The sequence below is a fragment of the Pseudomonas sp. CAN1 genome (genome assembly GCF_030462585.1).
Lineage (GTDB): Bacteria > Pseudomonadota > Gammaproteobacteria > Pseudomonadales > Pseudomonadaceae > Pseudomonas.
Map to the genome: position 1 here is coordinate 194,683 of NZ_JASMRU010000001.1, position 12,019 is coordinate 206,701.

General features: G+C 64.4%; 11 protein-coding genes. 3 read left to right on the forward strand and 8 right to left on the reverse strand.

Annotated elements, in window-relative coordinates; translation table 11 throughout:
* Positions 1 to 7: 7 nt before the first annotated feature.
* Positions 8 to 298 (reverse strand): cytochrome c5 family protein, encoded by a 291-nt coding sequence (locus tag QO207_RS00940; protein WP_024766806.1) that lies wholly within the window; start codon positions 296 to 298, stop codon positions 8 to 10.
* Between the two features lie 180 nt (positions 299 to 478).
* Between QO207_RS00940 and yihA the strand changes: the two genes are divergently transcribed.
* Positions 479 to 1,141, forward strand: a complete 663-nt coding sequence (yihA, locus tag QO207_RS00945) for a ribosome biogenesis GTP-binding protein YihA/YsxC (protein ID WP_301478896.1) — start codon at positions 479 to 481, stop codon at positions 1,139 to 1,141.
* 277 nt (positions 1,142 to 1,418) lie between these two features.
* On the opposite strand, the gene polA is transcribed toward yihA, so the two are convergent.
* A complete protein-coding gene (gene polA / locus QO207_RS00950; RefSeq protein WP_301478897.1) occupies positions 1,419 to 4,172 on the reverse strand; it encodes a DNA polymerase I in 2,754 nt (917 codons plus the stop codon).
* Between the two features lie 74 nt (positions 4,173 to 4,246).
* Here polA and QO207_RS00955 point away from each other — a divergent pair, with 74 nt between their 5' ends.
* Positions 4,247 to 4,534 (forward strand): DUF2782 domain-containing protein, encoded by a 288-nt coding sequence (locus QO207_RS00955; protein WP_301478898.1) that lies wholly within the window; start codon positions 4,247 to 4,249, stop codon positions 4,532 to 4,534.
* Between the two features lie 34 nt (positions 4,535 to 4,568).
* Positions 4,569 to 5,519, forward strand: coding sequence for a homoserine kinase (locus tag QO207_RS00960; RefSeq protein ID WP_301478899.1), 951 nt, complete (start codon positions 4,569 to 4,571; stop codon positions 5,517 to 5,519).
* 35 nt (positions 5,520 to 5,554) lie between these two features.
* On the opposite strand, the gene QO207_RS00965 is transcribed toward QO207_RS00960, so the two are convergent.
* From QO207_RS00965 to znuA, 6 genes are all read right to left on the reverse strand, one after another.
* Complete coding sequence (locus QO207_RS00965) at positions 5,555 to 5,899, reverse strand: helix-turn-helix transcriptional regulator (protein ID WP_301478900.1); 345 nt, start codon at positions 5,897 to 5,899, stop codon at positions 5,555 to 5,557.
* On the reverse strand, positions 5,896 to 7,218 hold the full coding sequence (locus QO207_RS00970; RefSeq protein WP_301478901.1) for a HipA domain-containing protein: 1,323 nt from the start codon (positions 7,216 to 7,218) through the stop codon (positions 5,896 to 5,898). Before QO207_RS00970 ends, QO207_RS00965 begins: the two co-directional genes overlap by 4 nt.
* Before the next feature lie 342 nt (positions 7,219 to 7,560).
* A complete protein-coding gene (locus tag QO207_RS00975) occupies positions 7,561 to 8,247 on the reverse strand; it encodes an NrdJb (RefSeq protein WP_301478902.1) in 687 nt (228 codons plus the stop codon).
* A 17-nt stretch (positions 8,248 to 8,264) separates the two neighbouring features.
* On the reverse strand, positions 8,265 to 10,412 hold the full coding sequence (locus tag QO207_RS00980) for an adenosylcobalamin-dependent ribonucleoside-diphosphate reductase (protein ID WP_301478903.1): 2,148 nt from the start codon (positions 10,410 to 10,412) through the stop codon (positions 8,265 to 8,267).
* 148 nt (positions 10,413 to 10,560) lie between these two features.
* Positions 10,561 to 10,722, reverse strand: a complete 162-nt coding sequence (locus QO207_RS00985; protein ID WP_301478904.1) for a hypothetical protein — start codon at positions 10,720 to 10,722, stop codon at positions 10,561 to 10,563.
* 332 nt (positions 10,723 to 11,054) lie between these two features.
* On the reverse strand, positions 11,055 to 11,990 hold the full coding sequence (gene znuA, locus QO207_RS00990; protein ID WP_301478905.1) for a zinc ABC transporter substrate-binding protein ZnuA: 936 nt from the start codon (positions 11,988 to 11,990) through the stop codon (positions 11,055 to 11,057).
* Positions 11,991 to 12,019: the final 29 nt, after the last annotated feature.

A 12,019-nucleotide genomic window follows, 5' to 3' on the forward strand; every position in this document is an offset into this window, starting at 1 on the left:
TGAGAAGTTACTTCGACATCCACTGGATAATTGTCTGGTAATCCTCGGCGCTGCAGTCGGTGCACAGGCCGCGAGGCGGCATCGCGTTGAAACCGTTGGTCACATGTTGCACCAGCGTGTCCATGCCCTTGTCCAGGCGTGGCTTCCAAGCGGTGGCGTCGCCCTTCTTCGGCGCCATTGGCAACTGACCATTGTGGCAGGCGCCACAGGCTCTGTTGAAAACGGCTTCCGGATCCTGGGCCGCCAGGGCGCTGGATGCCAGCGCGGCAACGATGGCTGCGAACAGCAGTTTCTTCATGATTATCCTCATCGCAGGGAACATCCGCGTTCTTATTTGCGCGGACTCCAACGTTCCCGTGTGGCTCGACCCTGGGGGATAAAGCGCACACAAAATCCGCGGCATTATATACTTCAGATGCCCAAACGGAAACGAAACCGCCCCCCGCGACACCGCGTCGCACCCGCCGCGAAGTTACCCATGTCCTCGAATAACGCTACGAAAAACCCGATTCTCGGCCTCTGCCAACAGGCCACTTTCCTCATTTCCGCCGCCAAGGTGAACCAGTGCCCGGAAGACTCCGGCCTGGAAGTCGCCTTCGCCGGCCGCTCCAACGCGGGCAAGTCCAGCGCGCTGAATGCGCTGACCCACGCGAACCTGGCGCGGACTTCCAAGACCCCCGGTCGCACCCAGTTGCTGAACTTCTTCCGCCTGGATGACGAACGCCGCCTGGTCGACCTGCCCGGCTACGGCTACGCCAAGGTGCCGATTCCGCTGAAGCTGCACTGGCAGCAGCACCTGGAAGCTTATCTGAGTAGCCGCAATGCGCTAGCCGGCGTAGTGCTGATGATGGATATCCGCCATCCGCTGACCGATTTCGACCGCCTGATGCTCGACTGGGCGCAGGCCAGCCAGCTGCCGATCCACGTGCTGCTGACCAAGGCCGACAAGCTGGCCTACGGCGCGGCGAAGAATGCGCTGCTCAAGACCCGCAAGGAAATCCTCGACGGCTGGGGCGATGTCGCCACCCTGCAGCTGTTCTCGGCGCCCAAGCGCCAGGGCGTGGAAGAGGCGCAACTGGTCCTGGCCGGCTGGCTGGGTCTGCTGGACGAGGAAGAAGATGAGGCCGGCGAGGAGGCCTGAGGCCAAATCGCAGGCAAAAAAAACCCCGAGCTTCGTATGGGGAGGGGGAAGTTCGGGGTTTAAGTCCGGACCGCTAGGGCGGGGTCCAGTAATCTGCCAACACTAAACACTGCAAAGGAGCATCGAAGGGCTTCACCAGCCATTCACGAGTTCTGACTCGGCTCCCGAGGTGAAGTTCAGCGGGTCACAAAAGATTTTTTCAGGCGGCCCCGAAAGTGCCTGAACAATCGTGCCAGAAGGCCCGGCTGGCGGGCCTTGTGACCGTTCGTCAAGTCGATCAGTGGGCCTCGTCCCAGTTGGCGCCCACCCCGGCTTCGACGACCAGCGGTACGTCCAGCTGCGCCGCCCCGCTCATCAGTGGCCGAATGGCCTCGCTGACCTGATCGACCAGGTCCTCGCGCACTTCCAGCACCAGTTCGTCGTGTACCTGGAGGATGACGCGGGCGTCGATGCCGCTCTCCTGCAGCCAGTTATCCACAGCCACCATGGCGCGCTTCATAATGTCCGCGGCGGTGCCCTGCATCGGTGCGTTGATCGCCGTGCGCTCGGCGGCCTTGCGCATGGCGCCGTTCTTCGAAGCGATCTCCGGCAGGTACAGGCGACGCCCGAACAGGGTCTCGACGAAGCCCTGCTCGGCGGCCTGGGTGCGGGTGCGCTCCATGTACGCCAGCACGCCCGGATAGCGGGTGAAGTAGCGGTCGATGTAGGCCTGGGCCTCCTTGCGCTCGACGCCGATCTGCTTGGCCAGGCCGAAGGCGCTCATGCCGTAGATCAGGCCGAAGTTGATCGCCTTGGCGCTGCGGCGCTGATCGGACGTCACGTCATCCAGCGGCACGCCGAACACCTCGGCGGCGGTGGCACGGTGCACGTCGCGGTCGTGGCGGAAGGCATCCAGCAGACCTTCGTCCTTGGCCAGGTGGGCCATGATGCGCAGTTCGATCTGCGAGTAGTCCGCCGCCAGCAGCTGGTAGCCCTTGGGTGCGACGAAGGCCTGGCGGATGCGCCGGCCCTCGGCAGTGCGGATCGGGATGTTCTGCAGGTTCGGGTCGCTGGAGGACAGCCGGCCGGTCGCCGCCACCGCCTGGTGGTAGCTGGTGTGGATGCGCCCGGTTCGCGGGTTGATCTGCTCCGGCAGCTTGTCGGTGTAGGTGCTCTTGAGCTTGCTCATGGAGCGGTACTGCATGATCACCTTCGGCAGCTCGTAATCCTGCTCGGCCAGCTCGGCGAGGACGGCCTCGGCGGTGGACGGCTGGCCGGTGGCGGTCTTCGACAGCACCGGCAGGCCGAGCTTTTCATAAAGGATGGCGCCCAGCTGTTTGGGCGAGCCGAGGTTGAACTCCTCGCCCGCCAGGTCATAGGCCTGGCGCTGCAGCTCGACCATTTTCTCGCCCAGCTCGACGCTCTGCTTGCCCAGCAGATTGGCATCGACCAGCGCGCCGTTGCGCTCGATGCGCGCCAGCACCGGCACCAGCGGCATCTCGATTTCGGTGAGGACCTTGGCCAGCGACGGGATCGCCTCCAGCTTCTGCCACAGGGTCTGGTGCAGACGCAGAGTCACGTCGGCGTCTTCGGCGGCGTAAGGGCCGGCTTGTTCCAGGGCGATCTGGTCGAAGGTCAGCTGCTTGGCGCCCTTGCCGGCAATGTCCTCGAAACGGATGGTGCTGTGGCCCAGGTACTTGAGCGCCAGGCTGTCCATGTCGTGGCGGGTCGCTGTGGAGTCCAGCACGTAGGATTCGAGCATGGTGTCGTAGGCGATGCCCTGCACGGCGATGGGCGTCGAGGCGTTGGCCAGGACGTTCATGTCGTACTTGGCGTGCTGGCCGACCTTGCGCTTCTTCGGGTCCTCCAGCAGCGGCTTGAGGGCCTTGAGCACGGCATCGAGGTCCAGCTGCGCGGGCACGCCCATATAACTGTGGGCCAGCGGCACATAGGCGGCTTCGCCTTCTTTTACTGCGAAGGACACGCCCACTACCTGGGCCTGCTGCGGATCGAGACTGGTGGTCTCGGTGTCGAAGGCAATCAGGTCGGCAGCTTCCAGCTTCTTCAGCCAGGCGTCGAACTGCGCTTGTTCCAGGACGATGTCGTAGAGCTTCTCAGCCTCGGCGGCAGGCGGGGCCTCTTCCAGCGCCAGCTGCGGGCTGCCGTTCTTGGCCGCCTGGCGCTGCAGGTCATCCAGCCCGGTCTTGAATTCCAGGGTGCGATACAGCTCGGTCAGCGCCTCGCGGTCCGGCTCGCCGGGGTGCAGGGCGTCGATCTCGACGTTCAGTTCGACGTCGCACTTGATGGTGGCGAGCTGGTAGGACAGGTAGGCCATGTCCTTGTGCTCTTCGAGCTTGGCCGGCAGGCCCTTGGCGCCGCGGATCGGCAGCTCGGGCACCTTGTTCAGGCTGGCGTAGAGCACATCCAGGCCGCCACCGACGCCGGTGAGCAGGCCGAGGGCGGTCTTCTCGCCGACACCGGGCACGCCGGGAATGTTGTCGACCTTGTCGCCCATCAGCGCCAGGTAATCGATGATGAGTTCAGGACCGACGCCGAATTTCTCTTTCACGCCATCCACGTCGAGCACGCTACCGGTCATCGTGTTGACCAGCGTAATGTGCCCGTCGACCAGCTGTGCCATGTCCTTGTCGCCGGTGGAGATCACCACCGCCCGGCCCCCGGCCGCGCTCTGTCGGGCCAGGGTGCCGATCACGTCGTCCGCTTCCACGCCTTCCACGCACAGCAGTGGCAGGCCGAGGGCGCGCACCGTGGCGTGCAGCGGTTCCACCTGCACCCGCAGGTCGTCCGGCATCGAGGGGCGGTTGGCCTTGTACTCGGCGAACATCTCGTCGCGGAAGGTCCCGCCCTTGGCATCGAAGACCACTGCGAAGGGGCTGTCCGGGTACTGCTTGCGCAGGCTCTTGAGCATATTCAGCACGCCCTTCACCGCTCCCGTGGGCATGCCGGAGGAGGTCATCAGCGGCGGCAGGGCATGGAAGGCGCGATACAGGTAGGACGAGCCGTCCACGAGGACGAGGGGTGCTTGGCTCATGAGGGGAATCAACCTTTTCAGAAGGGCTCGGGCTAAAATGTCCGTAGCCAATTCGACAAAGGGACAAGGTTATCATGCGTACGTTGAACCGCCTGTTGCTCGCCGCTCTGCTGGGCTTTGGTGCGACCACCGTGTTGGCGGCGGACGATGCCCCGACGCCGGAACCGGATGTGACCATCCGCCAGGAAGGCGACAAGACCATCCAGGAATACCGCGTGAACGGCTTCCTCTACGCCATCAAGGTCGTGCCCAAGCACGGCAAGCCGTACTTCCTGGTGCGCCAGGACGGCAGCGACGGCAACTTCATCCGCTCGGACCAGCCCGACAAGCTGATTCCGCAGTGGCAGATCTTCAGCTGGTAAACCCTCCCCGCCACGACGCTCCAGAGGATTGAGCATGTCGGTATTCACACCTCTGGAACGTCCGGTCCTGGAAGACTTCCTCGCCCCCTACGGCCTCGGCCGCCTGCGGGATTTTCGCGGTATCGCCGAAGGCTCGGAGAACAGCAACTTCTTCGTCAGCCTGGAGCGGGGCGAATTCGTCCTGACCCTGGTCGAGCGCGGCCCGGTGCAGGAGATGCCGTTCTTCATCGAACTGCTCGACGTGCTGCACGAAGCCGACCTGCCGGTGCCCTACGCCCTGCGCACCAGGGACGGCGAGGCGCTGCGCCAGCTCGAAGGCAAGCCGGCGCTGCTGCAACCGCGTCTGGCCGGCCGTCATGAGCGCTCGCCGAACAACCATCACTGCCAGGAAGTCGGCAACCTGCTGGCACGCCTGCACCTGGCGACCCGCGAGCGGATCATCGAGCGCCCCAGCGACCGTGGCCTGGGCTGGATGCTGCAGGAGGGCGAGAAGATGCAGTCGCACCTCTCGGGCGGCGCCGCGCCTCTGCTGGGCAACGCACTGAAAGAGATCTCCCGCCTGCTCGCGGATCAGCCGGCACTGCCACGCGCCAACCTGCACGCCGACCTGTTCCGCGACAACGTGCTGTTCGACGGCCCGCACCTGGCGGGAGTGATCGACTTCTACAACGCCAGCTCCGGCTGGATGCTCTATGACCTGGCAATCACCGTGAACGACTGGTGCTCGACCGACGACGGCGCCCTCGACGCCCCGCGCGCCCGCGCCCTGCTGGCGGCCTATGCGGCCAAGCGGCCGTTCACCGCGCTGGAAGCCGAGCTCTGGCCGCAGATGCTGAGGGTGGCTTGCGTGCGCTTCTGGCTGTCACGACTGATCGCCGCCGAAGCGTTTGCCGGGCAGGACGTGCTGATCCACGACCCGAGCGAGTTCGAGCGCCGGCTGGCGCAGCGGCAGACGGTGGGGATTCATTTGCCGTTTGCGTTGTAAGGACGCGCCTCGGCGTCGCATCAACCCGCCAGAGCTCAAGTCCTGGCGTCGGGGTAATCGAAACCGAAGTCATCCAGCTCGGTCTTGGTCACGACGCTGCGCAGGTCGATGGGTTCGATCCTCACCAGGCCGATCCGCAGGCCGAATGGCTTGAAGACAGCCTCCAGGGTCGCCAGCGTCGGGTTGCCATCGCCGTGTTCAAGGTGGTTGAGCGCACGCATGGAGATCTTGCACATACGCGCAAAGGTCGCCTGCTTCAGCCCGGTAACCTCCAGGCGCAGCCGCTTCACCGCGCCACCCAGATCGAGGCTGCCATCGGCCACCGCCGCACCGATGGAGCGAATCAACTGGTCACGCTCCTCCAACGTCAGGTTCTTCATAGCAGGCCCCACTCTTTCAATCGCGCGTCGAGGTCGTTGAGCGGCAGGCTCTTCGAGCGGTGAACCTCGTCCGGCAGACCAGCCAGCAGGTCCGGCAGAGCTCGGAACCGCTCGGCAGCAAGGCGCAGCGCATCGAAGACTTCATCACCCGTGGCGCGGTCCGCATGGGTATGACAGGCAGCCCGCCAATCGGGGGCACCGCGCTCCTCATGCGCCCATTTGGTCACCCGGGTAACGCCCTCGGGATCGAGCACCATCGGCGCCAGGTCGTAGATGGGCGCCAGGCGAAGCTGCCCGCCATCACGCAGGATCGCCATGTTGCGACCGTGGTTGTCGGAGTTGCCGAGCACCCGATTCAGCAGATCGCGGGTGACATATTCGACGCGCAGGTCGAAGAGTTCCTCGGCCTGCCCTGCCTCACGCCAGAGCGCAAGCAGCCTGTGCAGGACATCCTCGTGGCGCATGAACGAGCCGGGCTCGGTATTGCCGCAGATCGAATAGATCGATTCGACGGCGTGCCGCTCGATGCCCTGCCCCGTGATTTGCCGGTCAAAGCGGGGCATCCACAGGCTGGGGTTGTGCTCGCCGTCATCTTCGAGGGCCATGCCCTGCGTCGAGATCGTATTCATCCCCAGCGCGCTGACCGCCTGGTAGAAGTGGAACTCGCTGCGGAGGATGTCCTTGTCGCGCTGGGCGGCCCTGTTTCTGGCGAACTTCACGAACCAGTGCTGGCGCACCCGCGCATCCGGGAGGATGGCATCGGCGTACATCCGTCCATCGTCAGCCTCCACCAGCAGCAGCTTGGGCGCCTCGCCGCCGGCACCGGTCGCACCTCCTATGGCCGCGCCCTGCTCGTAGGCATATTCGAGGAAGTCGCTGTTGCGCTGCACGACTTCGCGCCGGTCGAAGCCCACCACCTTTCCGTCCTGCAGATAGGCGAGCGACTCCTTGATCCGCAGGTGGCCGACCGGCGACGGCGTGCAGCGCTGCAGAAGGTAAAGCTCCAGACTGACGTCATCCGGCTTGCCTGCGGCAAAGCGCTTCTTCAGCGAGCGGAAGGCCGCACCGGCAGGCATCACGTCATGGATGAAGGCGGGGTAGCCGCGGCTGTAACCGACATTCAAGCCCAGGCGCTGGCAGATGCTGACCGACTGCTCGTAAGGGGAATCCAGATCATCGATGTGGTTGACCACATAGTCGGTCAGATAGCCCGAGGTGCAGCGGGTTTCGCCGGGATTCAGCGGGTCCTGGAAGGTCAGGGTGAAAGCATCCTGCCAGGAGCCGTTCACGTAGCACTGGAGGGTGAGTGTTTGCGGCATGGGCAAAGCGACCGGATTTGCACTTTGATGCAATTGAGCCTAGTCGCTTGGAGCTATAGTTGCAATATAGTGCAAAAACCTTGAAACAGCAGGTCATTAATTTGCATTTAAGTGCAAATTAATGAGGAGAAGGCAGGCAGTGATTGCACTTTGGTGCAAATGGCACTGCCCTCTTCAATCCTGCACTCCAATCTCGCTGCGCGCTGGGTCTCGTATGCGGGAGTGAATATCTAACAAGGAGCCGGCATCCCTGCCGCGACTCCTCTGCTCAAGGTCAGCCCCGGCCTGGCCATCCATGGCCGGTCGTTCGCCGGGCGACGCATGCGTCGCAAAGATTCCGGCTCACCCACATTTCGAATGCCCGCAGTTCAGGCAGGTCGCGCAGCCGTCCATCTGCACCACCGCCATGGTGTTGCACTTGCCGCACAGCTGGGCGCCGGCGGGGAAGCCTTCGCCGGGTTCGGCCTTGTTGGTGCCCTGGGCGGCTTCGTAGGCGGCGCGTTTCTCGGCGAGGTAGAGGCGCTGTTCCTCGTCGAGTTGCGGGCCTTCCATCAGGCCGATGGCGACCATGTGGCGTTCGATCACCGCGCCGATTTCGGCGACGATCGACGGCATATAGATGCCGCCACGCTTCAGGTAGCCGCCACGCGGATCGAACACCGCCTTCATCTCTTCCACCAGGAAGGTGCAGTCGCCGCCCTTGCGGAACACCGCGGACATGATCCGGGTGAGCGCGACGATCCACTGGAAGTGGTCCATGTTCTTCGAATTGATGAAGATCTCGAAGGGCCGGCGCTGCTCGTACGGGGTGTCCGGGTTGAGCACCACGTCGTTGATGGTCACGTACAGCGCATGCTCGAACAGCGGCGACTTGATCTTGTAGGTCGCGCCGACCAGCAGCTCCGGCCGCTGCAGGGTTTCATCCATCTTCACCACGGCAGCTTCCGCGGCGGCTTCCAGGCGGGCCTTTTCCGCGGCCACGTCCACCACCTGGAAACCTTTGATCTTCTGATTGATCTTGACGCTCATAGCTTTCTCCAGGGGTATCAGTACTTGCCGTAATAGCCTTCTTTCAGGGCATCGAAGAGGTTGGCGGCGGTATGGATCTCGCCGTCGTACTCCACTTCCTCGTTGCCCTTGAGTTCCACCACGCTGCCGTCTTCCAGCTCGAAGCGGTACAGCGTCTTCTCCAGGTCAGACTCCTTCACCAGCACGCCCTGGAAGGCCGCCGGGTTGAAGCGGAAGGTGGTGCAACCCTTCAGGCCCTGGCGCCACGCATAGCGGTAGATGTCCTTGAAGTCCTCGAACGGGTAGTCGGTGGGGACGTTGGCGGTCTTGGAGATCGACGAGTCGATCCACTTCTGCGCAGCGGCCTGGATGTCCACGTGCTGCTGCGGGGTGATGTCGTCGGCGGTGATGAAGTAGTCCGGCAGGCGGTGCTTCTCCTCCTCGGCGCCGGGCACGGCGTGGTTGTCCACCTGGTCGCGGTAGGCCAGCAGCTCGTAGCTGAACACCGAGATCTTTTCCTTGGTCTTGCGTCCAGGGCGGATCAGGTTGCGCGAATAGTGGTGGGCGAAGCTCGGCTCGATGCCGTTGGAGGCATTGTTGGCCAGGCTCAGGCTGATGGTGCCGGTGGGCGCGATAGAGCTGTGGTGGGTGAAGCGCGCACCGTGCTCGGCCAGTTCCTCGATCAGCTGCGGCGCATGCTCGGCGACGCGCTGCATGTAGCGCGAATACTTGGCGTGCAGCACGCGGCCGGCCACCTTGTCGCCGACCTTGAGACCATCGGCCTTCATTTCCGGGCGCTTGCGCAGCATCTCGGCGGTGACTTCGTACTCCTTCACCAGGGCCGGTGCCGGACCTTTCTCGCGGGACAGCTCCAGCGCCACTTCCCAGCCCACCAGTGCCATCTCGCGCGCCACTTCCTCGGTGAACACGCAGGCTTCCGGGCTGCCGTAGCGCAGCTTGAGCAKGGTCAGCGCCGAGCCCAGGCCGAGGAAGCCCATGCCGTGGCGGCGCTTGCCGAGGATTTCCGCGCGCTGCTGTTCCAGCGGCAGGCCGTTGATCTCCACGACGTTGTCGAGCATGCGGGTGAACACCCGGACCACTTCGCGGTAGCGCTCCCAGTCGAAGCGCGCGTTGTCGCCGAAGGCGTCGACCACGAAGGTGGTCAGGTTCACCGAACCCAGCAGGCAGGAGCCATAGGGCGGCAGCGGCTGCTCACCGCAGGGGTTGGTGGCGCGGATCGCCTCGCACCACCAGTTGTTGTTCATCTCGTTGACCCGGTCGATGAGGATGAAACCGGGTTCGGCGTAGTCGTAGGTGGACACCATGATCATGTCCCACAGGTGCCGCGCCTTGACCCGCCCGTAGACCTTGCAGGCCACGCGGCCGTCGTCGCCCACCAGGTAGTCGTCGTGCAGCGGCCAGTCGCGCCAGACCACTTCCTCGGCGTTCTTCAGGTCGACTTCGTCGCGCTCCTTCTGGTGGATCGGGAACACCAGCGGCCAGTCCTCGTCGTCCTCCACAGCGTTCATAAAGCCGTCGGTGATCAGCAGGCTGAGGTTGAACTGGCGCAGGCGGCCGTCTTCACGCTTGGCGCGGATGAACTCGCGCACGTCCGGGTGGCTGACGTCGAAGGTGCCCATCTGCGCGCCGCGCCGCCCACCGGCGGAGCTGACGGTGAAGCACATCTTGTCGTAGATATCCATGAACGACAGCGGCCCGCTGGTGTGCGCGCCGGCGCCGGAGACGTAGGCGCCGCGGGGGCGCAGGGTGCTGAACTCGTAGCCGATGCCGCAGCCGGCCTTGAGCGTCAGCCCGGCCTCGTGGACCTTCTCCAGGATGTCGTCCATGGAGTCGCGGATGATCCCCGAGACCGTGCAGTTGATGGTCGAGGTAGCCGGCTTGTGCCCCTGGGCACCGGCGTTGGAAATGATCCGCCCGGCCGGGATGGCGCCGTTGCGCAGGGCCCAGAGGAAGCGCTCGTACCAGTGCTCGCGCAGTGCCTTGTTGGCCTCGACATCGGCCAGGGCGCGGGCGACGCGCTGCCAGGTCTCGTCGACGCTGCCGTCGATGGGTTTGCCGCTCTTGTGTTTCAGGCGGTACTTGCTGTCCCAGATGTCCTGCGAGGCAGGCTGCAGGGCGAGAACTCCTTGGTCGGCGCCGCGTTGGCGCGCATCGGTCTTGGCCATCCGGGAAATAACCTCCTGTCGGTTGGGTGGCAGGCGCAAATGGAGCGCGAGTAGACCCCATATGTAGACATAGTTTCCTGACGATCATCAATATCTTGTGTCATCGAACCCCAGCTAGACACCATAGACAATTGAACGGCGAACGCCGTCAAAGATGCGGAAAGCCGACGATTGGCGGGGAAACAGGGGAGGAAATTGCGGGAAATTTCAGGCAGGGGTGGTGCGACGAACGGGCGCGGATATGGCGTTGCGCCTCGGCCGATTCCGGGGATGAATTGTCGGAGCGCGCCATGCGCGCGATCGCGGGCATGGCCCGCTCCTACAAGGGGAGTTCTGTGCAGGCGGATGCACCCTCTCCCTAACCCTCTCCCTGAAGGGAGAGGGGACTGTCCTGCGCAAGCAGTCAGTTCCGTGCTTTCCGGCTAATCCGGATATCTCATAGCATGCCGAACGGCTCCCTCTCCCTTCAGGGAGAGGGCTGGGGAGAGGGGAAACCCCAGGCAGAGGAATTCCCCGAAAAGCCCAACTCAGCAGTAGGGCGCATAAAGCGGAACGCTCTATCCGCCATCCGAGGCCCAACGGCGGATAACGCCCGGGGCGTTATTCGCCCTACGATTTGGGATTTCCGGGCAGTCGCCTGAATCAGAGCTTCTCCAGGCACCCCGCAAACTCGTCCGCCAGGTTGCCCAGCAGGCTCTCGTAGCCCTGGGCATCCACCTTCACGCCCACGCCCAGGTCATCCAGCTCGGCCAGGCGCACCGGCAGGCCCTGGCTCAGGGTATCGGCGAGGCGCGGGCGGATCGGCGGTTCGCTGAAGATGCAGGACGGGCCGGCCTTCTGCAGTTGCGCACGCATGACGGCCACATGACGGGCACCCGGCTGCACGTCGGCGGAGACGGCGAAGACCCCGGCATGGCGCAGGCCGTAGGCCTCTTCGAAGTAGTCGAAGGCCTCGTGGAAGACGAAGAACGGCTTGCCCTTGAGCGGGTCGATACGCTGCTTCAGGCGGGCGTCGAGGGTTTCCATGCGCTCGTCGAAGGCCTTCAGGTTGGCCTGGTAGCGACTGGCGTTGGCCGGGTCGGCGATGGCCAGGTCCTCGGCCATGCGCGCGGCGATCACCTGGGCATTGGCCGGCAACAGCCAGAGATGCGCGTCGATCATGCCCGGACGGTGGTCATGGTCGTGACCGAGGTCGTCATGATCGTCATGGTCCGGATGATTGGATTCGCTGAAATCGGCGAACTTGCGCAGATGCATGCCGGCCTGGTCCTGCACGGCGATGCTCGGGCCCTTGCGGCTTTCCAGCACCTTGGGCAGGAAGTTCTCCAGGTCCTGGCCGACCCAGTAGAACAGTTGTGCGTCGCGCACCCGGCGGATGTCCGACGGGCGCAGCGAGTAGCTGTGCGGCGAGGCGCCCGGCGGCAGCAGCACGTCCGGCGTGCCTTCACCGTCCTGGATGGCAGCGGCGATCAGCTGCAGCGGCTTGATGCTGGTCAGCACGCTGACCTCGGCACGTACGGGAAGGCTGAGCAGCAGCGCGCAGGCAGCGGTCAGCAGGGCGACGGGACGGAAGGACACGGCGGCACTCACACAGGGGGGACATGACA